This is a genomic window from Amycolatopsis sp. MJM2582 (assembly GCF_000754115.1).
Taxonomy (GTDB): Bacteria; Actinomycetota; Actinomycetes; order Mycobacteriales; family Pseudonocardiaceae; genus Amycolatopsis; species Amycolatopsis japonica.
The window spans coordinates 277,473-302,517 of sequence record NZ_JPLW01000008.1; the positions used below are offsets into that span (position 1 = coordinate 277,473).

General features: G+C 69.6%; 20 protein-coding genes and 1 pseudogene. 6 read left to right on the forward strand and 15 right to left on the reverse strand.

The features are described from left to right. Positions 1–29: 29 nt before the first annotated feature. From ED92_RS38605 to ED92_RS38615, 3 genes are all read right to left on the reverse strand, one after another. Positions 30–1,295, reverse strand: coding sequence for an FAD-dependent monooxygenase (locus ED92_RS38605; protein ID WP_235213500.1), 1,266 nt, complete (start codon positions 1,293–1,295; stop codon positions 30–32). Between the two features lie 2 nt (positions 1,296–1,297). Then, the gene (locus ED92_RS38610; protein ID WP_081976057.1) at positions 1,298–2,821 is read right to left on the reverse strand and encodes an MFS transporter; all 1,524 of its coding nucleotides are present in this window, start codon (positions 2,819–2,821) and stop codon (positions 1,298–1,300) included. A gap of 125 nt (positions 2,822–2,946) precedes the next feature. Further along, a complete protein-coding gene (locus ED92_RS38615; RefSeq protein WP_235213501.1) occupies positions 2,947–3,483 on the reverse strand; it encodes a MarR family winged helix-turn-helix transcriptional regulator in 537 nt (178 codons plus the stop codon). A 193-nt stretch (positions 3,484–3,676) separates the two neighbouring features. Here ED92_RS38615 and ED92_RS43870 point away from each other — a divergent pair, with 193 nt between their 5' ends. After that, on the forward strand, positions 3,677–3,841 hold the full coding sequence (locus ED92_RS43870) for a hypothetical protein (protein WP_369797486.1): 165 nt from the start codon (positions 3,677–3,679) through the stop codon (positions 3,839–3,841). Next, complete coding sequence (locus ED92_RS43215; protein ID WP_200882803.1) at positions 3,787–4,029, forward strand: VOC family protein; 243 nt, start codon at positions 3,787–3,789, stop codon at positions 4,027–4,029. The genes ED92_RS43870 and ED92_RS43215 overlap by 55 nt, the downstream gene beginning before the upstream one ends. Positions 4,030–4,237: 208 nt before the next feature. Here the strand turns inward: ED92_RS43215 and istB are convergent, their stop codons facing one another. Both istB and ED92_RS38630 read right to left on the reverse strand, forming a co-directional pair. Beyond that, positions 4,238–5,026: an IS21-like element helper ATPase IstB gene (gene istB, locus ED92_RS38625; RefSeq protein ID WP_037347384.1), complete on the reverse strand. Its 789-nt coding sequence runs from the start codon at positions 5,024–5,026 to the stop codon at positions 4,238–4,240. Beyond that, positions 5,026–6,117 (reverse strand): annotated as a pseudogene (locus ED92_RS38630) (IS21 family transposase); the annotation flags it as partial. The pseudogene ED92_RS38630 and the gene istB, both read right to left, overlap by 1 nt. On the opposite strand from ED92_RS38630, the gene ED92_RS43875 reads away from it, so the two are divergent. The 4 genes from ED92_RS43875 (at position 6,074) to ED92_RS38645 (ending at position 11,510) form a co-directional block, all read left to right on the forward strand. Beyond that, positions 6,074–6,430 (forward strand): hypothetical protein, encoded by a 357-nt coding sequence (locus ED92_RS43875; protein WP_200882804.1) that lies wholly within the window; start codon positions 6,074–6,076, stop codon positions 6,428–6,430. The pseudogene ED92_RS38630 and the gene ED92_RS43875 sit on opposite strands and share 44 nt — an antisense overlap. Then, positions 6,427–7,554 carry an AAA family ATPase gene (locus ED92_RS38635; RefSeq protein WP_037347385.1) on the forward strand — a complete coding sequence of 376 codons (1,128 nt, stop codon included), beginning with the start codon at positions 6,427–6,429 and terminating at the stop codon, positions 7,552–7,554. The genes ED92_RS43875 and ED92_RS38635 overlap by 4 nt, the downstream gene beginning before the upstream one ends. Then, a complete protein-coding gene (locus ED92_RS38640) occupies positions 7,551–10,181 on the forward strand; it encodes a TniQ family protein (RefSeq protein WP_152611152.1) in 2,631 nt (876 codons plus the stop codon). Before ED92_RS38635 ends, ED92_RS38640 begins: the two co-directional genes overlap by 4 nt. 108 nt (positions 10,182–10,289) lie before the next feature. Further along, positions 10,290–11,510 carry a helix-turn-helix domain-containing protein gene (locus ED92_RS38645; protein WP_200882805.1) on the forward strand — a complete coding sequence of 407 codons (1,221 nt, stop codon included), beginning with the start codon at positions 10,290–10,292 and terminating at the stop codon, positions 11,508–11,510. A gap of 50 nt (positions 11,511–11,560) precedes the next feature. On the opposite strand, the gene ED92_RS38650 is transcribed toward ED92_RS38645, so the two are convergent. The 10 genes from ED92_RS38650 to ED92_RS38695 all read right to left on the reverse strand — a co-directional run bounded on the left by ED92_RS38650 (position 11,561) and on the right by ED92_RS38695 (position 24,895). Next, positions 11,561–13,030 (reverse strand): aldehyde dehydrogenase, encoded by a 1,470-nt coding sequence (locus tag ED92_RS38650; protein ID WP_037347388.1) that lies wholly within the window; start codon positions 13,028–13,030, stop codon positions 11,561–11,563. Next, positions 13,027–14,157 carry a Zn-dependent alcohol dehydrogenase gene (locus ED92_RS38655; protein ID WP_037347390.1) on the reverse strand — a complete coding sequence of 377 codons (1,131 nt, stop codon included), beginning with the start codon at positions 14,155–14,157 and terminating at the stop codon, positions 13,027–13,029. The genes ED92_RS38650 and ED92_RS38655 overlap by 4 nt, the downstream gene beginning before the upstream one ends. After that, a complete protein-coding gene (locus ED92_RS38660; protein WP_235213502.1) occupies positions 14,154–16,577 on the reverse strand; it encodes an AMP-binding protein in 2,424 nt (807 codons plus the stop codon). Before ED92_RS38660 ends, ED92_RS38655 begins: the two co-directional genes overlap by 4 nt. Before the next feature lie 10 nt (positions 16,578–16,587). Then, positions 16,588–17,355, reverse strand: coding sequence for a gamma-glutamyl-gamma-aminobutyrate hydrolase family protein (locus tag ED92_RS38665; RefSeq protein WP_037347393.1), 768 nt, complete (start codon positions 17,353–17,355; stop codon positions 16,588–16,590). Beyond that, positions 17,352–18,716, reverse strand: a complete 1,365-nt coding sequence (locus tag ED92_RS38670; RefSeq protein WP_037347395.1) for a glutamine synthetase family protein — start codon at positions 18,714–18,716, stop codon at positions 17,352–17,354. The genes ED92_RS38665 and ED92_RS38670 overlap by 4 nt, the downstream gene beginning before the upstream one ends. Beyond that, a complete protein-coding gene (locus ED92_RS38675; RefSeq protein ID WP_037347397.1) occupies positions 18,709–19,368 on the reverse strand; it encodes a hypothetical protein in 660 nt (219 codons plus the stop codon). The genes ED92_RS38670 and ED92_RS38675 overlap by 8 nt, the downstream gene beginning before the upstream one ends. Positions 19,369–19,423: 55 nt before the next feature. Beyond that, positions 19,424–20,851 carry an APC family permease gene (locus ED92_RS38680; RefSeq protein ID WP_037347398.1) on the reverse strand — a complete coding sequence of 476 codons (1,428 nt, stop codon included), beginning with the start codon at positions 20,849–20,851 and terminating at the stop codon, positions 19,424–19,426. A 255-nt stretch (positions 20,852–21,106) separates the two neighbouring features. Then, on the reverse strand, positions 21,107–22,495 hold the full coding sequence (locus ED92_RS38685; protein WP_037347400.1) for an FAD-dependent oxidoreductase: 1,389 nt from the start codon (positions 22,493–22,495) through the stop codon (positions 21,107–21,109). Continuing rightward, a complete protein-coding gene (locus ED92_RS38690) occupies positions 22,492–23,391 on the reverse strand; it encodes an alpha/beta fold hydrolase (protein WP_037347401.1) in 900 nt (299 codons plus the stop codon). The genes ED92_RS38685 and ED92_RS38690 overlap by 4 nt, the downstream gene beginning before the upstream one ends. Next, complete coding sequence (locus tag ED92_RS38695; protein ID WP_037347403.1) at positions 23,384–24,895, reverse strand: NAD(P)/FAD-dependent oxidoreductase; 1,512 nt, start codon at positions 24,893–24,895, stop codon at positions 23,384–23,386. The genes ED92_RS38690 and ED92_RS38695 overlap by 8 nt, the downstream gene beginning before the upstream one ends. Positions 24,896–25,045: the final 150 nt, after the last annotated feature.

The following is a 25,045-nucleotide window of genomic DNA, read 5'->3' on the forward strand; positions in this document are numbered from 1 at the left end:
GTCCTATGGGGGGGTGGGTCGTGCGGTGTTCAGGGCGGGGTCGGCTGGGTGTGGGGGTAGGTGGGGAGGTTGATGGCGTCTGAGGGTGGGTTGGTGAATCGGGTGGCGAGGCGGCTGATTTTGGGGTTGGTGGCGAGGTTTGCGATGGTGTTGAGGAGTTGGATGCCGGTGCGGGTTTTCGGGGAGGCCAGCCGGGGTGCGATCCAGGGGACTTTCTGTGCTTGTGCGACGTAGGGGCGCATGAGGTTTTCGTAGGCGTGGAAGGCGTCGCTGTGGTCGGTGTGTCGGCTGAGTTCGCCGGCGAGGATGTAGGCGCCGACGAGAGCGAGGCTGGTGCCCATGCCGCTGAGCGGTGAGGCGCAGTAGGCGGCGTCGCCGACGGCTGCGATGCGGCCGCGTGACCATTTCTTGAGATGCATTTGGCCGATGGATTCGAAGTAGAAGTCCGGGGAGTCGGCCATGGTGTCGAGCACGCGTGGGGTTTCCCAGCCGGCGTCGGCGTAGTGGCGGCGAAGGAAGTCCTGTTGTGCAGGGGCTTGCAGCCGTTCGAGCCCGCGTTGCGGGTACAGGAAGGGCAGTGAGGCGCGGGTGGTGCCTTGGTTGTCGGGGCGTAGGAGGACGACGCGGCGGCCGGGGGCATTGTACCAGCGGGCCCAGCGGCCGTCGGACGCGGCGCGGGGGATGGTGAAGTAGGCGGTGTAGAGGCCGAACGAGCGGGTGCGGGCGATGTCGGCGAAGACGAGGTCCCGGGTTCGGGATCGGAGGCCGTCGGCGAGGATGACGAGGTCGAATCGCCGGTCCGCGCCGTTGCGGAAGGTGACGTCCACGCCGTCGCTGGTGTCGGTCAGCCCGGTGATCTCGTCGCCGAAGACGTAGTCGACATCGTCTCGGGTGTGCTGGTGAAGCAGGCCGGCGAGTTCGCCGCGCAGGAGTTCCAGTTCGGTGACGAACCCGTCGCCATCAAGGGAATCGGTGCCGAATGACGCGCGGATCCGGTTGCGGCCGTCGACGAAGTGCATTCCCTCCTCGTGGGTGACGCGGTCGCGGGCGGCCTGTTCGAGGCCCATCCGTTCGATGACGGTGCGGCCGGCGCCGCGCAGGTCGACGGTCTGCCCGCCAGGGCGTAGTTCCGGTGCGCGTTCGATCACGGTCGCGGTCATGCCGTGCTGGTGGAGCCAGTAGGCGAGTGCGGGTCCAGCGATGCTGGCGCCGGAGATCAGGATGGTGCGGGACATGGGTGTCCTCCTCGCGAAGCGGTGGCGGGGCCTGATCATGGGCACCGGTGCGGTGCTCATGATCAGCGGGAGCCGTCGGCGGTGTGGGCCGCTGGCGCGGCGCTCGCCAGCGTGGTGTCCGCGTCCACGATGTCCGCCGGTGTCGTGGTGTCGGTATCGGCGGCGAGGTCCGCGTCGTCGGGGCGGGCGCGTCGGGGGAACAGCGGTGAGATGAGCAGGAACAGTCCGATGACGATCGCCTGGACCACGAGGGCGTCACGGAAGCTCTCGGTGACCGCGCCGCTGAGGGCGCCGGCGAAGAACACGGTGCTGAACACCGCGACACCGACCGAGCCGCCGATGGACTGGACCGCGGACAGGACGCCGGAGGCGGAGCCGACCTCATCGTTGTCGACGGCACCGAGCACGGTGTTGAACACCGCGGCGATCACGATTCCCGAGCCGATGCCGGCGACGGTGCTGCCGGGCACGATCTGCCAGATCGTGAAGTCGGTGGTGTCGGCAAGGGCGAGCCACAGCCAGGCGACACCGGCGAGCTGGACGATGGCTCCGGCTTGCAGCACCCGGCGGCCGAGTTTGGCGGCGAGCAGGCCTCCGCTGATCGTGCCGCCGACGGCGGTTCCCAGTGCGACCGGGAGGTTGCCCAGCCCGGCCTGTCCGGCGGTGAACCCCTGGCCGATCTGCAGGAAGAACGTCAACACCAGCTGGGTGCCGATCATGCCGCCGAAGAACAACGCGACCGCGACCAGCCCGACGGTGAACGCGGGTTTGCCGAACAGGGCCGGGGTGACCAGCGGATCGCGGCCCAAGCGCACGACCCGGCGCTGCCACAGCGCGAATCCGACGTAGCCGAGCGCGGCGGCGGACAGCGAAAGCCACGTCCACAACGGCCATCCCGCGGCCTGTCCCTCGTTGAGCGGAAGGACCAGCAGCGCGGACGCGGCGGCGACGAACACGGCTCCGACGACGTCCACGCGCAGGGTCCTGGTCCCGACGCCGCGGGGCACCAGCCGCCAGGCGAACACCAACGCCGCGAGACCGACCGGGACGTTGACCAGGAACACCAGGCGCCAGCCGAGACCGAACAGGTCCCAGTCGACCAGCGCGCCACCCAGTACCGGGCCCAGGACACCGCCGAGCCCCAGCACCGGCCCGAAGATCGCCAGGGCCTTGGTGAGATCGCGGGGAGCCAGGTTGTCGCGCAGGATGCCGAGGCCCTGCGGCAGCATCATCGCCCCCGCCACGCCCTGGACCAGCCGGAAGGTGATCAGCGTTTCGATGCTCGGCGCGATCGCGCACAGCAACGACGCGAGAGTGAAGGCCACGAGCCCGAACAGGAACATCGGGCGGCGTCCGTAGCGATCGCCGAGCCGCCCGCCCAGCACGAGGCCCGCGCCGAGAGTCAGGGCGTAGCCGCCGATCACCCACTGCAAACCGACCGGACTCGAATCCAGCGACTTTTCCAGCGACGGGCCCGCCACGTTGACGATCGTCGAGTCGAGCAGATCCATCAGCTCGACGACGAGCACCGTGGCCAGCAGCCACCACACCGCCCTCGGCGATATCTTCTTCTCTGATACAGCCATGATTTTCTCCGGATTCTGGTGATAGCGCCCGTTTCAGGGCGCGTTCGTACGCCGGGGGCCATTCGCGCGGAACGAACGCACCCCGGGTGGGGTAGGTGTGGCGGCGTGCCTGCCGCGGCGAGATGTCAGCCCTGGGGGAAGGAATCCGCCGTGTCCGTGTAGATCTGCACGACTCCGGCCAGGAAGGCCTCCACGACATCCCTGTCGCGGGGAGCCAGCGCTTCGACGAGGCCCTCCACGCCGCGCAGCAGCGGATGCAGATGACCGAAGAGCCGGTCCATCGAGTCTGCGACCGGCTCGACCATCACCTTGCGGCGATCGGTCGGGTGCGGGCGGCGGACGATGTGCCCGGCCTTCTCGAGCCGGTCGACGATGTGCGTGCTCGCCGCGGTCGAGACCCGCAGCCTGTCTGCGAGGTCCTTGGCGGTCAGCGGTCCGTCGGTCGTGAGGTGCTCCATCGCCGCCAGGTCGGTGGCGTTGATCCCCAGTGCGCCGCTCAGCCGCTGCTCGACCACCCGCGTCAGCACTCCTACCTCTTGCAGACGCTCCATCACCGCGTTGCCCACGCCAGGGGACTCGACCGGTCGCCGGCCAGACAAGTGGTCCGGCCCGGTGGCGGGCGGCATGTCGGCGAGACGAGACGCGCGAGCAGAGGAAGTCATGACAGATAGACTACTAGATAAGTCACTAACTAGCTTAGTGAAATTGTGTGACGGTTGCCACCAGGTCAAGGTCTTCCCCGCAGTGGAGTCGCCTCGTAGCGTCTGGTCCTCATGACGACAAGCAGCACGGCCGGGCTCACCCCGGTCGGCCCCCAGATTCTGGCCCACCCTGCGATGCCGTGACCTTCGCACTTTGATCGACTTCTACGAAGAGGCATTCGGTTTCCGGGTTGGGGCCGCCATCCCGGGCGCACCGGGCAACTCGTTCACGCCGAACTCGCCGGTCCTCGCGGTGGTGGCATCATGCTGGGCTTGGACGGTAACGACTACGTCGATCCACGACAGCGGATGCCCATGACGCCGATTCGGTGCTACGTCGTCGAACCCGATCCCGACGCGCTCTTCTTCCGTGCCATCGCCGCCGGAGCCGACGTGGTCCGCGAGCCCTACGACACCCCGCATGGCACCCGCGACTGCGAACTCCAAGACCCAGAAGGAAACCGCTGGCTGTTCGGCACCTCACCCGGCGAACTACCCGCCCCTTGACCTCCATGGCGCCGTGGGCATTCACCTGTAAAACCACAAGAACCCGGTCACAGCCGAAGAACCCCAGATCAGACCGCGGGACGACCGGTTGGCGACTGTCAATGGCCAGTTTGTTCTCCCCGTAGGCGGCCAGATGTTGTCCCCGCTGGCGGCCAGTTGGATGTCCCCACCGGCGGCCAGATAAGTCCCCGCCTGGTGGATCTGATGGTCAGTGCAGCGGTCTCACCCCCTGTCCGGAGGTGGCCTGAGCCAGCCGGAAGCTGTCACCTTGTGTGACAACGACATGCGCGTGATGCAGGAGCCGATCGACTGTGGCGGTGGCCAGGGTTTTCGGCATGATCTCGTCGAATCCGGAGGGGTGCAGGTTCGAGCTCACGGCCAGCGCCCGTCGTTCGTAGGCGGCGTCGACCAGCCGGTAGAACCCTTCAGCGGCGTCGGGGCTGACCGGCAGCAGGCCGATATCATCGATGATGATCAGGTCTGTGCGGATCAGCCGGGCCAGGGCGCGGGTGATGGAGTCGTCGACCCGGTGCCGGCGGACGAGCGCGCCGAGGTCTTCGATGGTGAACCAGGCGACGGTCAGCCCGGCTTCGATCGCGGCCTGGCCCAGCGCTTCGCAGAAGTGTGATTTGCCGGTCCCGGATGGACCACAGATGCAGAGATTCTCCTTGTTCCGCACCCATTCCAGTGTTTTCAGCGAGTCCTGCGTCGGCCGCGCGATGGACGAGGCTTGCTCGTCCCAGTCGCCGAAGGTCTTGCCCGCGGGGAACGCGGCGCGTTTGCGGCGGGTCCGCAGGTTCGCCGCGTCCCGACCGGCGGCCTCTTCCGCGAGCAGCACCCTCACGACCTCGGCCGGGTCCCAGCGCTGCGCCTTCGCCGTCGGGATCAGGTCGGTCAACGCGCGCCGCAGGTGCGGCAGCTTCAGCCGTTTCGTCAGTGCGACGGCTTCGGCGAGAGGGTCGCCGGCGGAGCCGGCGATGCGGAGTCCAGAGGTCATCAGTGATCGCTTTCAGGGTCGTTGTCGCTGGTCGCGAGGCCGCGGGTGGGGAGGCCGAAGTTCGACCAGGCGGAGGTGCCTGGCTGCAGGCTGTGGTCCTCGCTGGCCCGTGAGGGTTCGGTGGTGTCGCGGCCGGTGTGATGGGTCAGGATGCGGATCAGATCATTCTCGGCGAACCGGCCGGCGATCGCCGCGATCCCGAGTGCCTGGTCGACCTCGGCGGCCGGGTGCAGCTTGGCCAGGGTGACCGCTTCGGCCATCTTCGGGCGGATCCGGCGGACGCCGGTGGCCGCGGCCTCGGTCAACCAGGCCGCCGCGCCGCTGCCCAGCGCCAGGAACGCGGCTTCCTCCGGCGAGGTGGCCCGCGGCGCGCGGTCGCCGTGATGATCGGGCCGCGGCGGGTAGTGCTCATCCTGGATCGATGGGTTCCCCGGTGTCGAGCGGGCATGCCGGGCGACCTCGGACGGGCCGTTCTCGTCGATCGCGGTCACGATCAGGTCGTCGCCGTGGAAACGGACCCAGACCCGGGTGTCGACCAGGAGATGCGGCACCGAATACCGCACCCCCTCAACCGAGACGGTGCCGTCCCAGTTGACCCGCCGGGTGGTGCCGAACGCGACGGTGAAAGGCTTACGGGTCAACGGATGCAGCCGGGTTTGTTCCTCCGCGAGCGCCTCGACCGGGCGCCGGTGGGTCTCGCGATGAGGCCGGTCGTTGACCTGCTCACAGAACTCGCGGCAGGCTGTCTCCAAGTCTCCGAAACTGCGGTAGGCGTCCAGCAGATTGGTGTCGGTGGGCACCAAATCCGCTTTCGCGATCCGCACCGTCGCCTCCGACCCGCCCTTGGACTGCGGGTCCGCCGGAACACAGGTGCGGATCGTCATCCCGTAGTGCCGGCCGACCTCGACGATGTCGGGGTTGCGGACCGCGATCGACGCGACATGATCGACCGACACCGTTTTTTCGTTGTCTGTCAACGCATACGTCGGAACGCCACCGATCCGCCGCAACGTGGTGTCCAAACAGGCCACGATCGTCGGCAACGTCTTGTCCATAACCGGGATCACGACCCGGAACCGTGACCACGCCAGCAAGCTCGCGGCATCGCGCTACACCTATCCCGACGACAAGGTCGCGGTCGCCGACCTGCTGGAGCGCTGGAACGCAGGACTCGGCCGCAGCCTCGCCGAACGGCGGATCGCGCTGCGTCTCGCGCGGGATCAGGCAGCCCTCGACCTTCCCGCCACCGAGCCCGCGGTCGCAGCTCTGCCCTCGGTCGCGCGTGTGCTCGCGGCCGCGCCTGTCGACGCCGACGACGACGAACCGGAGATGGGTGACGACGACGTCGAGGAACTCGCGGCCGGGAGTGGAGACTTCTACGCCGACGCGCTGGAGGACGTGTGAGCACGGCCGGGCTGGACAACCTCACGCTCGCGCGCAAGGAAGGTTGGCAGCAGTTCGTCGACGCCCCCGCGCGAACCCGGCCGGAATTGTTGTCACGCAAGCAGATCCGCGCTCTCGGTGACCAGGCGCGCGCGAGCTACGACCGGAGCCGCCGGGAGTGGCACGCGAACCTCGGTCCGCTGCGGACACCGCAGCTGGCCGAGCTGCATGACGACCTGTGGGACATCGTGGACAGCAACGCCCACGACGGAGACAAGGCCAAGGGGGCGGTCGCGATCGACGCATTCCCCGGTCTGGGCAAGACCACTTCGGTGCTGGCCTTCGCGAAGCGGTTCCACCTGCGCGAGATCGCCGAGCACGGCTCCCTCACCTCGGAGGGCCACGAGCGGTGGCCGGTGTGCCGGGTCGGGCTGACCGGCAACACCGGGCTGAAGGACTTCAACCGGGCGATGCTGGAGTTCTTCGCCCATCCCGGAATCGGCCGTGGCACCGCCAGCCAGTACGCCACCCGCGCTCTGGACTGCATGGTCAGCTGCCACGTCCGGTTGCTGATCGTCGACGACCTGCACTTCCTACGGTGGCGCGCCAACTCCGGCGTGGAGATCAGCAACCATTTCAAGTACATCGCCAACGAGTACCCGGTCACCCTGATCTTCATCGGCGTCGGTCTGGCCCGCCGGGGCCTGCTCGACGAAGCCGACGCCGCCAGCGACCCGGTCCTGGCGCAGATCGGCCGCCGCACCACCCGGCTCGGGATGGGGCCATTCCTGGTCGACAACGCCGTACACCGGCGGCAGTGGCGCGCGATTCTGCCCGCGATCGAGCAGCGCCTGGTGCTCGCCGATGCACGGCCGGGCATGCTGGCCGATGACCTGTCCGACTACCTGTTCGCGCGGTCGACCGGGCACATCGGGTCGCTGATGACACTGATCAACCGCGGCTGTCAGTGGGCCGTGCGCATCGGCGCTGAACGCCTCGACCAGACCGTCCTCGACAGCGTGAAGAACGACGCCGCAGCGGAGAACGGCCGCCGCGAACTCGAAGCCGCTTTCACCGCGCGACGTCTCACCACGGCGATCACCAGCCCGGCTGCCGGTGCCCGCCGTCGTGCGGCCACGTCGTGACAGTGCCGCGTTGCCTGCCGGTGCGCGTCGAGCCGGTGCCCGGCGAGGGCATGGACTCGTGGCTGGCGGCGCTTTCGCGCAGACTGGCCACACCCGCCCGCGACCTGCTGCCCGCCCTCGGGCTCGACATCACCACCCTCCGCGGCAGCACTACAGGGCTCGCGGTCGTCCTGCGGGACGACGAGGCCACCCAGGTGGCCAGGGCGACCGGTGTGCCCGTCTCGACGTTGCAAACGATGACGCTCGAGCACTACAACGGCGTGCTTCGTACGGACCCTGCGACCCGGCGGCTGGTGCCGTACCACGCGTGGACCCGCCGGCGGGGAACGTGGTTCTGCCCGCTCTGTCTCACCGAGACCGGTGGGCGGTGGCAGTTGCGGTGGCGGCTGGGTTGGTCGTTCGCGTGTGTGAGACACCGGTGCCTGCTCGTCGACCGCTGCCTGGGCTGTGGACAGATCCCGCGCCCCGGTGCCGGTTTGCTGCACCTCCCGCTGGCCTCGCGGTGTGGTGCTCGACCGGTGACCGCGAGCCGCACCCACGAACGCTGTGGTGCCGATCTCACTGCGAGCGCATCGCACGAACTCGCAGGCGGGCACGCGGTGCTGGCTGTGCAGCGCTTGGTCGACACGATGTTCACCACCGGCACCGCGACTTTTGGCCTCTACGCCGCGACCCCAGCTGACCAGGTGTTCACCGATCTGGCCGTGCTCGCGACCCGGATCCTGGGCGCCGCCGCAGTGCCACGCGCCGCCGATCCCGTGCTCGGTGACCTCACCGACGTCTACCAGGCCTCGCTGCCCGAAGCTGGCACCGCCCACCACGGTGCTGACTCTGGCCCTGGCCACGCGGTGCACGCTGCCGTGGCCGTGACCCGCGCAATGGCGGTGCTGGGCAAGGCAGATGCCGCAGCCGCCGCCGCGGCACTCGCCGCCCTGCCCGCGCCCGGCATCACGGCCCGACGGTTGGTCGCCCCGTACGACAATGGCCCACAGCGATCGATCAGCACGATGCTCACCGACACGCTGCAGCGTGCGCGCCGCACCCTGTTCCCGCGCCCACCGTTACCGTCGCAGGCGCGCACTGCCCGGCCCCGTACCCCGTCCGGCCATCGCCATGACCTGCTCGGCAACGTCCAGCACTGTCCGGACCGCGACCGGTCCGCTGCCGTCCCGGCCGGATTCTGGCCGTGGTGGACCCTGCGTCTCGCGCCGTCGTGGAGCGTTCACCGGCTGATGCGGGGCGCGTTCGCTTGCCTGACGTTGTCCAGCGGCACTGACCTGTCGATCCCCAGAACCATCGTCCGGCTCAACTCCGACGCCTCGAATCCCTATGTCGCCCAGGCGTTGCACCGCCTCGTCACCGAGCCTTTGTGGGACGCCCAGCGCGCCGCACTGGCCCGCGTCGCCCGCTATCTCGACCAGAACGGCACGCCGATCGACTACGCGCGCCGGCGCGCGCTCGACTACACGGGCCTGCTGCCAGAACCACGCTGGGAGACCCTGCTGGCCCGCACCGGATTCCGCCGCAACACCGGCACGTTGCGCTCGATGCGCTGCCTGCTGTTCGAAACCCTCAGCGGCCAGCCTGCCACCGCCGCGCCCTCGCACTACCGCCCAGGCACCAAGGCCCAGCGTGATGCCTTCGCTAACTTTCCGATCCTGCTCACCGCACGCCTGGTAGCCGAACTCGACCTGATCGCCTCCGACTACCTTGCCGACCACGGCATCGACGAACCCGTGAGCTGGCAGCCCCCACACGAGCTGGCCGATGGCCTGGGCCTGCCGGGTCCCGACCCGGACAACCTGCCCAGGCAGACGCTGATCGCATTGCTCGACGCGGACCTGCCGCTGGGCCAAGCCGCGACACAGGCGGGCATGACACTCGACTCCGCCCGGTACCTGCTCAAGCATCACCCGCGCGACACGAGAAGCGACCAGGACATCGGCGCTCAGCTGCGCGACCGGCTGCCCGCTGGAACCTTCCGCCGCCTCTACCTTGACGAAGGTTGGTCCCTTACCGCGCTCGCTGCCCGCTACCAGGTGAACCGGCGCCGCATCACTATGCTCGCCGTCGCCTACGACATCACGTTGCGCGATCCGAAGAAACCACCACCGGGCATCAGTAAACGCTGGTTGCGCGAGCAGTACGTGCGCCGCGGCCGCAGCTCCGAGGACCTTGGTGCCCAGCTCGGCCTGCACGCGAACACGATCCTGAGCTGGTGTCGCCGCTACGAACTACCCGTGCGCGCCGCCGGGCCGCACGGGCACCGCAGCACTCTTTACCCGACCACGGCGATCCCGCCCGACCTCCGCCCGGTCCTGACCGGCACACGCCCTTGGAAACGCCTGGTCGCGTTCGTTCACCTCCGCGACCACCCGACGATGCGCGCCACCGCCGCCGAGCTGGGGATCGATCCGAAAACCTTCGCCAGCGACATCCGGCGACTCGAACGCGAACTCGGCCAGCAGCTCGTGCACCGTGCCAGCCCACCCCACCCGATGGCCGGACTCACCGATTACGGCCGCGCTCTCGCGACCGCGATCGCCGCAGCCCTCGAACTGACACCCAGCTTGGCCCGCCCCGAGACCACCACGTACCCGTTGCCATCCGGACAATCAGCGCCGTGAACGGGTCCCGGTAGCAGTTGCTCTAATGGGTATCGATCGAGAGATCGGCGCTCGGTTGTGCTGACGGAGCTGGATGAGCGGTGCGTCGTGTGGCGCTACAGTGCGGCAGTGGAGTCACGATGGCCGCGACCGAGCCGACGCACCGCTGAGCTGATGCGGGACATCGCCGAGTGCCTTCTGGCTTCGGCGGGCGTGGCGGTCGAGGAGGTGGTGGCCGCTGCTCACCGCGAGGCCGAGTACCGCGAACTGCTGGATGACCCGCAGTTCGCGGCGGCCGACCGTCACATGGGCAAGGCTTACTTCAGGCATTGGCTGTCGGCCGTCTTGCAGGATCCTGGGGCGCGAGTCGGGCCATGCGTCGACCCGGAGGTCCTGCAGTTCGCGCGCGACCTGGTGCGACGGGGCCTGGACATGCACGACCTCGGTTCATGGCGGGGCGCCCAGCATGGGGCGTGGGAGCTGTGGGTCGACGCCTGTTTCGCGGCGACCACTGTCGTCGACGAGCTCCGCGACTTGATGAAGGTGTCCGAACGGTCGATGGCGACGTTCATCGACGATTCGATCGCGGCGCTCGACGAGTACGTCGAGCACGAGCGGGCGGACCTCGCACGGGGCGCCAGCGCTGAGCGGCACGCCACCGTCCAGCTCTTGCTCGAAGGCGCGCCGATCGGCCGGGCGCTGGCCGAGTCACGTCTCGGGTACGCGCTGACGGGCAGTCACGTCGCCGCGATCCTCTGGAGCGACTCCGCCGCCGAGGCCGCGGGGCTCGACGCCGCCGCCGAGGCGGTGATGAGGATCTGCGGAGCCTCGTGCCGGTTCACCCTGAACGCGAGCGCGACCGCGCTGTGGGTGTGGGTCCGGTCGGACATCGTCCCGTCGGCCGAGGCGGCGGAGTCCGCCCTGGCAGGCCGTCCGGGAATCCATGTGGCGTTCGGACGTTGCGGGCGGGATCTCGACGGTTTCCGGCGTAGCCACATGGAGGCCTCCGCCGCGCAGCGGTTACTGGCGCGGCTGGGCTCGGCGCGCCCTATCGTCCGGTACGAGGACGTCGCGTTGGTGTCGGTGCTCACCGCGGACATGGCGCAGGCTGATCAGTTCGTGACCGACACTCTGGGCGATCTCGCGACCGCCGATCCGGTGCTGCGGCAAACGGTGCTGACCTACGTCCGAGAGCGGTTCAACGGCTCCGCTGCCGCGGAGCGGATGGTCACGCACCGCAACACCATCGAGCGACGGCTGGCCCGCGCCGATCAGCTGCTGCCGGTGCCGCTCGCCGACAATGCCGCGAGCGTGGTCGCGGCCCTCATGCTCGTCCAATTGCGGGATTGAAACCGGGCATCTCCCGGCCCGCGATGGACTTCGTTTGTCTCCCGCGCCGATCACATCGGCAGATCCGGCGAGTCGACACCGACGACCCGATCCCCGCAAAACACCCGCACCGATTCGGCCGGGCCGTGGCCGCCGATGCCGGACGGGCCCCAGAAACTCTGGGCGGAGTCGTCGCCGAGATCGGCGAGCTTCGCGCCGTTGACCCGCACCTCGCCGGAGATGATCCGGGCGCCGATGGTGATCGCGTGGTCGGTGTCGGTGCCGAACACGTAGGCGTCCAGGCCCGACGGGTGCGCATTGGCGGCGTGCAGCGCGTCTTCGTCGGAGTCCACGCCGTGCAAGGAGATGACCGGCCCGAACAGTTCGGCGGTCGTCCGGTCCGGGTCGGACCCGGTGGCGATCGTGGGAGACAGGAAGAAGCCTGCCAGCCCGGGCAGCTCCCCGGGCTGGTCGATCTCGGCACCGAGCCCGCGTAGATCCTCGATCCGCTGAATCAGGTTCCGGTAGTGGGGTTCGTTGGAGAGGGGGCCGATGTCGGATTCCTCGCCGAGCGAGTGCCCGATCCGTAGCCGCGCGATGCGCTCCGCGAGGGCCTCCCGCAGCGGCTGCACCAGCCGGTGTGGTGCCAGGACCTTGCCCGGCCCCTCGCACCACTGGCCGTTCAGGGTCGTCATGCCGGTGAGGATGCCGTCGGCGGTGACGTCGAGGTCGGCGTCATCGAGCACGAGCACGGGGTTGTTGCCGCCGAGTTCGAGCTGGAGGACCTTGAAGTCCTCGGCCGCGGCGCGGGCGATGGCCCGCCCGGCGCCCGGGCCGCCGGTGAAGGACACCACCTTCACCCGCCGGTCGCCCGTGAGCGCGGCGCCGACGCTGCCTGTGCCGTGTACGAGCTGCAGCACGCCCGCGGGCAAGCCGGCGTCGACGAAGCACTCGACGATCACCTGCGCGCTGGCGGGAGCGTGCTCGGACGGCTTGAGCAGCACCGGGCACCCCGACGCCACCGCGCTGGCCACCTTCGCCGCCGGGATGAAGCTGGGGCCGTTCCACGGGGTGAGGATCGCGGCGGGCCCCCAGGGCACCCGGTGCAGCCGGACGTCGCGCCCTCCGGCGGCGAGCGCGGTGACCCGGGGGATCCCACGGGCCTCGGCGGCGGCCCCCCGGATCCGGGCCGGGAGGAACGCGGCGAGCTTGCGGGTGGCGGTGATCGCCGTGCCGCTGGTGATCGCGTCGGTGCGGGCGATCTCCTCGAGCCGCTTCTCGATGTTCGCCGCGACCCGTTCGAGTGCCTCGGCCCGTTCAAGCCGGAAGTCGTCGCCGGCCCAGTCCAGGGCATCGTAGGTGTGCTGGGCGTGCTGCAGCGCGCGCTCCAGGTCGGTGGGCGAGGTGGTCACCATGCGGTGGACCGGTTCACCCGTGTTCGGGTCGACGTTCCAGGTGTCGAGGGTCTGGCAGCGCACCCACTCGCCGGCGATGTAGCTCACCGGCTGCGCGAGTGACGTTGTCTGCGTCGTGGCGTTCATGAGGCCTCTCCCGCGGTGGGGTTGTCGGAACAGGTCGGCATGGCGACGACGATGCGGGTCACCTCGCCGGACTTCATCGCCTCGAAGCCGTCGTTGATCTGGTCGAAGCCGATGACCTCGGTGACCATCTCGTCGAGCAGCAGCCGGCCGTGCTGGTAGAGCCGGGCGAACTGGGCGATGTCCTCCCGCGCCTGCCCCGAACCCATGTACGAGCCGAGCAGGCGTTTTTCGCTGAAGAAGAAGTCGGACGCGGGCAGAGTCAGCTCGGTGCCCTCGGGGGCGATGCCGACGAGGCACGCGGTGCCGGTGGGACGCACCACGGCGAGGGCGGTAGCCGCGGTGCGGGCGGAGCCGACGGCCTCGAAGGAGTAGTCGACGCCGTCGCCCAGCAGGGCGCGCACTGCGGCGGGGAGGTCGTTGATGCTGCCGTTGAGGGTGTGGGTCGCGCCGTAGCCGCGCGCGGCGCGTAGCCGTTGCTCGTCGAGGTCGATCGCGACGATCGCGGACGCGCCCGCCAGCCGCGCGCCCTGGATGATCGCCGAGCCGACGCCGCCGCAGCCGATCACGGCCACGGTGGAGCCGGGCCGCACCCGCGCCCCGCGGAACACCGCGCCGACGCCGGTGATGACGCAGCACGACAGCAGGCAGCCGACCCGGGTGGACACGCCGTCGGGCAGCTTCACGGCGGCGTTCGCGCGCAGCAGCATGTGCTCGGAGAACGCGCCCAGGTCGCCGAGCCGGGCGACCGCCGTCCCGTCGGGCAAGGTGTAGGCGGGCCGCGGGCGGCGCCGGATCTCGCCGAGCCGCTGGCACTGGGTCGAACGGGCCGCGTTGCAGTTCGCGCACTCGCCGCACGACGGGGTGAGCGCGCCGGTGACAGGGTCGCCCGGACGCAGGCCCGTCACGGCCGAGCCGACGGATTCGACGATGCCTGCCACTTCGTGACCGGTTACCACCGGCAGGTCGGTGGCGACGGTGCCGGTGATGTAGTGCAGGTCGCTGTGGCACAGCCCGACGTGCGTGACGGCGATCCGCACCTCGCGCGGTTCGGGGTCATCGACGTGAATGTCGGTCAGGTGCAGGGGCCCGCCCACCTTCGTGAGCACGGCCGCGCGGGTGGTGATCATTCGTTCTCTCCGGTCGCGGCGGCGGGTTTCTTGGCGTTCCAGAAGCCTGTGATCCCCGCGGTGAACGCGCCGCTGTTCCACGACGCGTCGGCCGCGGTGTCCTCCAACGCGAAGGCGCGTTCGATCTCTTCGGATGAGGGCCGCAACAGCGCCAGGTGCAGGGCGGTATTGCCACCCTCCGGCGTCCAGGCGCGGACGAGGTCGATCGCGCGTTCCAGCAGGCCATCGGGCTCGACGATCTGGTCGATCAGACCGATCCGCAGCGCTTCCTCGGCGCCGACGCGCTCGGAGCCCAGCACCATCCGCATCGCGTGAGTACGCACGATCCGGGGGAGAAGCACGCTCGACGCGTTGGAGATCGTGAGGCCGCGGGCGTTCTCCGGCTGGAAGAACTCGGTCCGCGGAGTGCCCAGGCGCGCGTCGCAGCACAGCGTGATCTCCGAGGCGCCGCCCACCGCGATCCCGTTGATCGCCGCGATCACGGGGACCTTGGTCTCGATCACGGCACGGGTGACGTCGTGGAAGGTCTCGAAGGTCTCGCGCATCTCGGCGAACGTGGTCGGCGGCACGCCGAGGTCCTCGCCCGCGCTGAACGCGCGGCCTGTGCCCGTGATGACGATTCCCCGGGCCCGCTCGCCGGTGCCGTAGTCGCGGATGAGCGCGGCGAGGCGCAGGCGCATCTCGACGGTCAGGGCGTTGAGCTTCGCCGGGCGCCGCAGCGTGATCACGGCCGTATCGCGGATCATGTCGACGAGCACGTGTTCGCCTGCCGCGTCCGACTGCGCCGCGTCCGGAGATGCGCAGCGGCGTGCCGGGGTCCGATCGCGCACGTCGAAGGTGGTGCCGGGGACTTCGGCCGCCCGGGCCTTGAGCGCGGGCTTCGACACCCGTTCCGACGGGGTTCGGGGGAAGTCCGCGACGAATTCGACGTATCGCGGCACTTTGAACCGCGCGAGCCGCTCCGCGACCCGGGCGACGATGGCCTCGGCCATCGCCCGATCGCCCGTGCCGCCCGCCGCGAGCTGGACGAAGGCCTTGACCTCCTCGCCGAGAACCTCGTCCGGCTCGGCGACGACCGCGGCCGCGACGACGCGGTCATCGGTTTCGAGCGCTGCCTCCACCTCGGCGCTGGCCACGTTCTCCCCGCCGCGCCGCACCATGTCCTTGATGCGACCCACCAGGCGGATCTCGCCCCGGTCGTCGGCGACGGCGAGGTCGCCGGTGTGCAGCCATCCGTTCCGGAGCGTCCGTGCGGTCTCCTCGGGCCGGTTCCAGTAGCCGAGCATCATCGGCGCGCCGGACACCGTCAGCTCGCCCGGGGTGCCTGCGGGGACCTCGGCGCCGTCGGCGTCCACGATCCTGACCTGTTTGGTCGGCACGGGCCGTCCGATGCCGCCGCTCCCGACGGCCGCGGCGTCGTCGAGCGGGCTGATCAGGTCGATCCCGCTTTCGGTCATCCCGTAGAGCTCTCGCCATGGTGCGCCCCAGCGGTCCTCGAGGCGGGCGTGCAGCGCTGCGGGGATCGCGGAGCAGAACACCGCGCGCAGGTGGTTGTCCCGGTCGTCGGCGCCGGGCGGCTGCTTGAACAGCAGCGTGGGCATCGATCCGAGGACGTAGCAGAAGGTCACGCGGTGGCGCCGCACGTCGGCCATGAACCCCGACGCGGAGAACCGCGGCAGCACCACCAGCGGCGCGCCCGCGGTCAGGGCGAGCACCGTGTTCCACTGCGGATCCATGTACGAGAAGGGCTGCGCTGTGAGCAGCACGTCGTCGTCGCCGAGGCCGGCGGCCGCGGCACAGCCCCAGGCGATGCGGGTCCAGTAGTCGTGGGTCAGCATGCACGCCTTCGGGAATCCGGTGGTGCCCGAGGTGTACTGCAGGTTGGCCAGCGTGTCCGGGGTGATCGCGATGTCGGGGGCGGTGGCGGGGAAATCCGTGCCGGCGGCGTCGGCGACGTCGAGGACGCGGATGCCTGTGAGAGCGGCGTCGCGGGAGATCACGTCACGTACCAGCGGGAGGTGTTCGGCGTCGGTGACGATCACCTTCGCGCCGGAGTCGCGCAGCACGAACGCCAGATCGGCCGCACGGTAGGCCGAGTTGACTGGCACGACGACGGCACCGGTCTTGAGTACCGCGAACCAGGTGAGCGGCCACCAGGCGACGTTCGGCAGCATGATCGCGACGCGGTCGCCCGGCGCCACGCCGTCGGCCTCGATCAGGCGGTGCGCCAGCCGCGACGACGATGCGTCGGCCTGCTCGTAGGTCCACGAATCGTCGCCGAAGCGCAGCAGCTCGGCGCCGGGGCTCTGGGCGGCGCCGCCTGCCAGGAGGCCGGTGACCGTGCGCACCCGGGGTGTCGCCCCCATCTGGTCGTGGGGCACTGCGGGGCGCCGCGGTGTGCCGTCCCTGGTCGCTGTCACGGTTGTCGTGTCAGTGGACATACTCGATCTCCTGCCGTTTTCTCGCTTCGTCGACGATCCAGGCCATGGCCGGGTCGTCGCGTTCCATCCACTCGGGGTGCCACTGCACGCCGAGGATCGGCGCGCCGGGCACCTCCACGGCCTCCGCTACCCCGTCGGATGTGCGGCCCGTGACGACGAGTCCCGTGCCGCATCGGTCGACGGCCTGGTGGTGCCACGAGTTGGTGACGGCGCTGTCGCCGAAGACCCGCGCGGCCGTGGAGCCGGGTTCGAACCTCACGCGGTGCTCGGGGTCGCCGTCGGTGGGCGCGGCCAGCGGCGACAGGTGGGGCACGGGGCCGGGTGGCAGGTCCGCGATGAGCGTGCCGCCCAGTGCGACGTTGAGCAGCTGCATCCCGCGGCACACTCCCAACAGGGGGAGGCCGCGGTCGAGGGCGGCGCGGGCCAGGGTGAACTCGTAGTCGTCGCGTTCGGTGTCGTGCGCGTGGGGATCGAGCCGTGGGTCGACATCGCGGACCACGGAGGTGTCGCCGCCCCACCGGGCCGGGTGCACGTCCTGCCCCCCGGTGATCACCACCCCGGACATCCACTCGCAGGCGTCCAGGGGGTCGGCGTCGTAAGGCAGGTGCACGGGCACGCCGCCCGCCTTCGCGACGCGGGTGGCGAAGGCCGACATGAACGAGTCCACGCTCGGCGTGGCGTAGCGGTCGTCCGTTCCGGTGATCAAGCCCAGCCGGAACCGGCGGCCGGTGATCCCGACCAGTGGTTTGCGGCTCACGGGAACTCGAAGTAGCGACGGGACTCCCACGCGGAGAGTTCGGCGTACGGGTCCCCACCCTTGGTGTGGAACTCCATCCATTCCCACCGGCGCGACGCCACCCAGAAGTCGACGAACTCGTCGCCCAGGTAGTCGCGGAGCACCTCGTCGCCGTCCAGCGCCGCGATGGCCTTGGTGATCGAGTCCGGGATCCGCTCGACCCCGGTGTCGTCGGGCAGGCACCACGCCATATCGTCGACCTGCGGCGGGGCCTGCATCCTCCGTTCGATACCGGCCACAACCCCGGCCAGCACACCGGCCAGCGCGTAGTACGGGTTGACGTCCGAGCCCGGAAGCCGGTATTCGAGCCGCGAGTACCGGGGATGCCCGACGATGGCCCGCACCGCCGCGGTCTTGTTGTTGACGCCCCAGGAGATGGTGGTCGGCGGGCCGCTGATGTCGACCAGGCGCCGGTAGGAGGTGATCTGCGGCAGCGCCAGCAGGGTGTTTCCCGCCATCGTGGCCAGCAGCCCACCGACGGCCTGCAGCATCACCGCGGACGGTCCGTCGGGTGCGAAGAACTGATTCTCGCCGTCGCGGTGCAGCGAGAGGTTGATGTGCGCGCCCTGCCCGAACCCGGCGGTCGGCTTGGCCATGAACGTCACCGTCCGCTCCTGCTCGAACGCGACCTCACGCATCACCTGCTTGGTACGCACCCAGGAGTCGCCGAGCGACACCGGATCGGTGGGTGCGAGGTTCAACTCGGTCTGGCCTGCGGCCGCCTCGTCAGTCCACGCCTCCCAGGTGATGCCGAGCTCGTCGAGCCGGTCGGTGACGGCGTCCATGTAATCGACCCAGTCCTTCGACCGCGCCAGGTGATACGTGGCGCCGGTGGCCCCGCCGAGCGGCGTGAGATCGCGGTAGCCGCGGGCCCGCGCCTGCTGGACGGACTCCTCGAACAGCGTCGTTTCGATTTCCACCGCGACCGTGGCGGTGTAGCCGAGCGCTTTCAGGCGCTCGACCAGCCCACGGACCATGTTCCGCGGGCAGATCGGCACCGGTCGTCCGTCCCGCAGCCAGTAGTCACCGATGACGGCGTCGAGCCCGGGCTTCCACTGCACCAGCGTGTCCATGTCCGGGATCATCGAGATGTCGTAGAGATTGCCGCGCCAGTCCGGGAAGGCGTCGCCGAACACGAACTCGTCACCCAGGTCGATCGCGAACAGGATGTCGGCGAACGCGAACCCGGACTCCTTGCCGGACGCGAACTTCGCCGGTGTCACGGTCTTTCCCAGGAAACTGCCGTCGTGACCGGTGGCCTCCAAACGGACCGCCCTCGTGGGTACGGACCTGTCGGGTTCCGGCCGGGTGGGCTCAGACATCGAAGCGAACCTTCCACGAGGCGGCCGTCATGACCGACAGCTGCGAGAGAGTTCCCTGGACCCGCAGGCCGGTGTCCAGGGAGGTGAGGAGGTAGTCGGCGCCGGTGAACACCCCTGCGAGCGCGTCGACAGTTCCGACCATGCGGTATGCCGTCGGGCCCGAACCGAACCGGGCCTCCTGGGGGCCGTCCGGTCCCTGCGCGACCGCGACGAGGACGTCGGGAATGCCGCGGATGCCTCGAGTCACCGCCCAGAAGCGTTCGGCGGCTTCGCGCCACGAGGGCAACGGAGGCCGGAGAGCGCGGAGCGTCCCGTCGGCCAGTTCCGCGTCACCGTCCGGGGCCTGCGCGGGCGCGAAGCGGGCTTCGAGGTCGACGACCAGCGTCGCGTCGGCCGGCGCGGAGACGCCACCGGTCACGGTTATCGCGCCGTCGCGCAGCATGACGGTGGCGACCTGCGGGGTGTTGTGCGAGCGGACGACAACCGTCCCGGTGCCGCGGTCGAGAATGTCGGGAACGTGGCCGATCCGGACCGCGTCACGCAGTGTCCGGCCGAGCAGCCGGACAAGGGGAGTGGCATCGTCGTCGATCTCGATCCGGACCGGCGCACGCTGCGCCACCAAACCCGGGGAGATCGTCGGGCTTTCCGCCATGGTCGTTCCTTTCTCCGAAGACGGGTGCAGTACTGGTGGGGCCGGGGCGTGGCGGTCATTCGAGGGCGGCGTCGATCTCCGGCCGGCGACGCGACAGGAGCGCCGCCCACCCGAGGCCGCCGACGAACGCCGCGACGACGACCGCGAGGAAGACGTTCGCTCCGGTGCGTGACCCGATCAGGAGCTCGAAGTTGCCGATGACGAGCACGAGGATCGTCCCCAGCGCGCCGAGCGCGAGTACGGGAGCGACAGTGCCCGTCCACACGGTCGCCGTACCGGCCCTGCGGAAATGCACGACGACCGCCGCGGAGGTCAAAGCCAGCAGCACGATCAGCCCGAGAGTCCCGGCACCGCCGAACCAGGCGTAGATCTCGACGACGGGCTCGAGGCCGGCGATCGCCGTGGCCGCGAGCAGAGCGCCGATCACCCCGGAGGTCAGCAGCGAGGCCACATGCGGCGACCGGTGCGCGGGATGCACCACGCCGAGCGAAACCGGGAGCGCGCCCTGGCGGCCGAGGGTGAAGAGGTAACGGGCCACCACATTGTGCGCGGTGAGCACACAGGCGAAGAAACTCGTGACGAGAAGAACCTGCATGAGATCGTGGGCGGCGCGAGACAGATAGCGGGTGGCGAGACCGGGTGCGAGTCCTTCGGGGTCGTTCGCGGCGGCCTCGACGGCGCGCGCGACGCCGAGGCCGTTGATCATGGCCCAGGACGAGAACGCGTAGATCACCGCGATCAGGACGACCGCGATGTAGGTGGCCTTCGGGATCGTACGGTCGGGATCCTTGGCCTCGGACCTGAAGACGGCGGTGGCCTCGAAACCGACGAAGCCGAAGACAGCGAACATGATCCCGGTCCCCGTGGCGCCGCTGGTGAACGCGTCCCAAGTCAACGGGTGCGCCGAAAGGCCGTGGTCGCCGCCGCGCAGCACGATGGCGAGATCGACGACGGCGACGATCCCGACCTCCGCGACCAGCAGCGTGCCGAGCACTCGCGCGCTGACCTCGACGTTGCGGTATCCCAGGTAACCGATGGCCCCGAGCCCGGCGGCCGCGAGGCACCACCAAGGCACCGAGACCCCGGAGAAGGTCTCGATCACGTTGCGCGAGGCGGCCCCGAGGTAGGCCGAGACGGAGACAATGAGAAGCGAGTACGTGACCAGGGCGAGCGTTGCGGCGCCCAACCCGATGCCGGTACCGAAGCCGCGTTGAATGTAGGAATAGAAGGCGCCGGCGTTGCGTACCTCAGGGGCCATCGCCGAGTACCCGACGGTGAACAGCACGAGCACGACTCCGACGATCACGAAGTCGATCGGCGTTCCGATGCCGTTCCCCGAACCGAGCATCAACGGGATGAGGCCGGCGAATACTGTCAGCGGCGCGGCCATCGCCACGACCATGAAGACGATCTGCGGGACGCCCAGTGTCCGGTCGAGGTCGGTAGTGACCTCCTGCTTCCGTTCTTTGCGCTGCTGGTTCATGAGACCTGCTCCATTCGATCAGGAGTACGCGCGGCCGGGATCCGGGAAATCGCCGAGGATGCCGCGTATCCGCGGGCTCTGGCGTCGGACGGCCACGCCCTCGCACCAGGCATTTGCGGGCACGCCGACATCGCCGGTCTTCGGGACGGGGTGGAGGACCGGCGACCGGCACGGGATCGCGCTCTTGCCGATGTGCTCGGCCGTGAGCGAGCGGCTACCGCCCTGCGGGCGGCGGCGCGTCGATCTCCTACGGATTCATCGCGGAACGCTGACGGGACCGAAGTCCATCACCTCGTGGACGGCGCGCTCCGCTGCACGGACCGCACCGTCGAAGTAGCCCTGATTGATCGTCGCGGTTTCTGTGCCGGCCCAGTGGATCCGCCCGACCGGCTGACGATCCGCGTCCGTGTACTGGGTCAGCGATCCCGGCGCGCGGGAGCCGACGCAACCGCTGATCCATGGCTCGTGCGTCCACTCCTTCTCGAAGTAGGCGGCCGGGTTCGCCGCTTGGGGCCCGAACAGCACGGTCAGATCACCGAGGAAGGCGGAGCGCCGTGCGGCGGGGTCGTCGAGGATCGTGTCGGGCAAGTGCTGGCCGCTTCCGGCGCCGGCGGTGCCGAGGAAGGACAGCAGGATTCCGACGCTGCCGTCTGGCGGGGAATTGTCGACGACGTACCGAGTGACCGGCAGGTCCGTGACCGCCTGGCCACTCAGGCCCTGATCACGCCAGAACGGGCGGTCGTAGACGGCGAAGAGTTTGCTCTCCGCGCCGCCGCTCCAGCGACGCTGCAGCATCGTGCGGCGGGTGGGCAGACCGGGTGTGACGCGGATCCGGGCGGCGTCGGCGGGTGACATCGCGACGATCACCCGGTCTGCGCGGACGTCGGCCCGCGCCGACCGCACCGAGGCTCCGTCAGCGTCTTGCGCGATCTCGCTGACGGGCGAGTCGAGCACCACGGCGTCCCCGAGGTCCTCGGCCAGGCGCTCCGCGACCCGGACCGTGCCACCGACCACCCGCGATTCCTGTGCCCCGCCGGTGATGTTGAGGGTGTGGTCGATCCCGCCGGCGCCCCGGATCCGCGCCAGCTGCACCAGCAGCGACGTGGAGTGCGGGTCCTCGGCGTTGGTCACCGAGAAGCCGACGGTGAACATTTCCTTTGCCTCGGCGGTCATCGCGTTCGCGTCGAGCCAGTGCCCGAAGGTCGTGGCGTCCCAGGAGCGGGCGCGGCGCGCGGTCCACGGGGCGTCGAGCGGTACGGTTTTCGCCATCCGCTCCAGCCGCAGCTGCAACTGGGCGAAGTCGGCGAGAGCGAGCGGGCTCAGCGGCGGGACGAGGCCTTCGTATCGCTTCGAGCGGCCGCGCCGGTGGTAGATCGACTTGCCGGCGACGTGGGTCTTGAAGGTTTTCAGCCCCAGCTCGTCCAGCAGCGAGAGGATCCGGTCCTGGCCTGGTCCGACCCACTGGCCGCCGCCTTCGGTGGTCACGCCGTCGGCGACGTCGAGATTCATCGTGCGGCCGCCGACACGGTCACCGGCCTCGATCACCACGACCGATCGCCCGGCCTGTGTCAGCCGCCGCGCCGCGGTCAACCCGGAGATCCCGGCGCCGATGACGACGATGTCGGTGGTGCGTAGCTCGGTCATGTTGATGTCCTTTCGAGGTGTCCGACGACGTGGTCGGCGACGAGGAGCGCGAGCGCGTCGGGCAGGTGGTGCCCCATGCCGGGAATCACCACCTGCCGCGCATCCGGAATCGCGGTCGCGGTGGCATGACCCCCGGATGGCGCGACGATGCGGTCGCGATCACCGTTGATCACCAGGGTGGGAGCCGTGATGCGGGCGATCTCCGCCGTCCGGTCCCCGGAGGCCTGGATGGCCTGGACCTGCCGGGCGGTCCCCGCCGCACCGTCGCCTGCAGTGCGGTTCCACGTCTGCACGGCGTGACCCGCTTCTTCGACCTCGTCGATCGGGAACTCGGTGCCGGCGAGATGAGCCGTCATGCGAAGGTGCGCACGCACGGCCTGTTCCCGGTTCCGCGGCGGCGGGGCGGCGAGCAGTGCCATGGTCGACGCTGCAGGCTGCCCGACTCTCGGATCGCCTGTGGTGGAGTACAAAGAAGTCAGCGACGTGGTGAGTTCGGGGTACCGCGCCGCGACGGTCTGCGCGATCATCCCGCCCATCGACCGCCCGATGAGGTGCGCCGGTCCCGGACCGAGATGCTCGATGAGCTGTGCGGCATCGGCCGCCATGTCTGCCAGCGTGTAAGCGTCCCGGCGGGGCCGGGCGAGCAGTTGCCGGAGCGTGCTCGGTGGCGGAGTGGTCGCGTAGGTGGAGCGGCCGCAATCCCGGTTGTCCATCCGGATCACCCGAAAACCGGCCGCGAGGAGTGCGGCGACGAACCGCCCGGACCACATCGTCAGGTCCTCGCCGAGGCCGGCGATGAGCAGGACCCGCGAGCCCCCGGACATTCCGTCGATTCGGTAGCAGACACGAGTGCCACCCGGCAGGGTGACGAAACGGTCCTCGGTGTCCTCACGCACGGATCGACTCCGGCGCTGCCGCGGGCGCGGTTTCGTCGGTGGTGGATCCGAACCGCAGCGCGTCGTCCAGCAGGGGACCACGGAGCAGCTTGGCGTCCTGCGGGTACGACATCGACATCTGCCACATACCCGTGCCCTGCTTCGGAGTGGTCTCGCGGGCCCGTTGCGCGTAGCCCGAGCTGAGGTCCATGACCGGACGCGTCTCCATGGCGGGGTCGGCTTCGACGACGACGCTGTCGTAGCCGAAGGCGTCCATGTGCTTGACCAATTTGCAGAAGTAGCGGCACAGGATGCCGATCTTCAGCGTCCACGACGAGGTCGTGTAGCCGATCGCGATGGCGAGGTTGGGAATGCCCGAGAGCAGGGTGCCGCGGTAGACGACGCTGTCGGCGAGGTTCACCGGTTCTCCGTCGACTACCAGGTCGATGCCGCCGAGCAGGCGCACGTTGAGGCCGGTCGCGGTGACGATCACGTCGGCGTCGAGGTGCTCGCCCGACTCGAGCTGGATTCCGGACTCGGTGAAACGCGTGATCCGGTCGGTGACGATCGAGGCGCTGCCCTCGCGCAGTACGGCGAAGAAGTCCCCGTCGGGGGAGAGGCACAGGCGCTGATCCCACGGGTCGTAGGGCGGGTTGAAGTGGGTGCCCACGTCGTAGCCCTTGGGCAGCGACTTCTTGTTGATGCGCCGGATGAGTGCGCGGCCGAGGCGCGGGAACGTGCGTAGGGACTTGACCACGCCGCGATCGATCCAGATGTTGTTGAACCGGGTCATCGCGTAGCCGCGGCGTTCACCGAAGAGCCGGGTGAACAGGAGCGCGAGGGAATCGACTTTCGGCCAGGGCAGCACGTAGGTGGGGGTGCGCGGGAGCATGGTCACGTGGGCGGCGGTGCTTTCGCCGGTCAGCAGTGACGGGATCAGTGTCACGGCGGTGGCGCCGCTTCCGATCACGACGATCTTCTTGTCCGCGTAGTCGTAGCCGTCGGGCCAGTGCTGCGGGTGGATGATGTCGCCGGCGAAGTCGTCGCGGCCCTCGAAATATGGGGTGTAGCCCTCGTCGTAGCTGTAGTACCCGGTGCCCGCGAAGATCCAGTTGGCGGAGACACGCTTGTCACCGTCGGCGGTGCGCACGTCGATCGTCCAGCGCGCGTCGGTGCTCGACCATTCCGCGCGCTGCACGCTGTGCCCGAGGCGGACGAGCCCGCCCAGGTCGTTCTCTTCGATCGTCTCGCGCAGGTAGTCCAGGATCTTGGGAGCTTCCGCGATGGCGGCGCGATCCTTCCAGGGCTTGAATTCGTAGCCGAAGGTGTGCAGATCGGAATCGGATCGAATGCCGGGGTACTTGAACAGGTCCCAGGTGCCACCGATGTTGTCGCGCCCTTCGAGCACGACGACGCGTTTATCGGGGAATGCCTCGACGATGTACCGCGCGGCGCCGATGCCGGAGATGCCGGCACCGATGATGACGATGTCGAATTCCTCGGGCCGGTGCTGCGATGCGCTCATCGTGGGGCCTTTCGGTGGTGATCACGTCGGTGTGTGATTACACGGTGCCCGCCACGGCGGCCCGGGCTCTACGCCGCCGTGCCCCGTTCTGCGCGAGGACGTGGTGCACAGTGCACCGCCCGGGCCGTCGCGGTGCTGGTCACATGACGT

What these genes read in the sequence shown, in the direction of transcription:
- istB (WP_037347384.1), bottom strand. Translation starts at nt 5,026, where the DNA reads ATGACCTCTGGACTCCGCATCGCCGGCTCCGCCGGCGACCCTCTCGCC.
- ED92_RS38615 (WP_235213501.1), bottom strand. Translation starts at nt 3,483, where the DNA reads ATGACTTCCTCTGCTCGCGCGTCTCGTCTCGCCGACATGCCGCCCGCC.
- ED92_RS38610 (WP_081976057.1), bottom strand. Translation starts at nt 2,821, where the DNA reads ATGGCTGTATCAGAGAAGAAGATATCGCCGAGGGCGGTGTGGTGGCTG.
- ED92_RS38670 (WP_037347395.1), bottom strand. Translation starts at nt 18,716, where the DNA reads ATGTCTGAGCCCACCCGGCCGGAACCCGACAGGTCCGTACCCACGAGG.
- ED92_RS38650 (WP_037347388.1), bottom strand. Translation starts at nt 13,030, where the DNA reads ATGAACGCCACGACGCAGACAACGTCACTCGCGCAGCCGGTGAGCTAC.
- ED92_RS38695 (WP_037347403.1), bottom strand. Translation starts at nt 24,895, where the DNA reads ATGAGCGCATCGCAGCACCGGCCCGAGGAATTCGACATCGTCATCATC.
- ED92_RS38675 (WP_037347397.1), bottom strand. Translation starts at nt 19,368, where the DNA reads ATGGCGGAAAGCCCGACGATCTCCCCGGGTTTGGTGGCGCAGCGTGCG.
- ED92_RS38655 (WP_037347390.1), bottom strand. Translation starts at nt 14,157, where the DNA reads ATGATCACCACCCGCGCGGCCGTGCTCACGAAGGTGGGCGGGCCCCTG.
- ED92_RS38680 (WP_037347398.1), bottom strand. Translation starts at nt 20,851, where the DNA reads ATGAACCAGCAGCGCAAAGAACGGAAGCAGGAGGTCACTACCGACCTC.
- ED92_RS38605 (WP_235213500.1), bottom strand. Translation starts at nt 1,295, where the DNA reads ATGAGCACCGCACCGGTGCCCATGATCAGGCCCCGCCACCGCTTCGCG.
- ED92_RS43215 (WP_200882803.1), top strand. Translation starts at nt 3,787, where the DNA reads ATGCTGGGCTTGGACGGTAACGACTACGTCGATCCACGACAGCGGATG.
- ED92_RS38685 (WP_037347400.1), bottom strand. Translation starts at nt 22,495, where the DNA reads ATGACCGAGCTACGCACCACCGACATCGTCGTCATCGGCGCCGGGATC.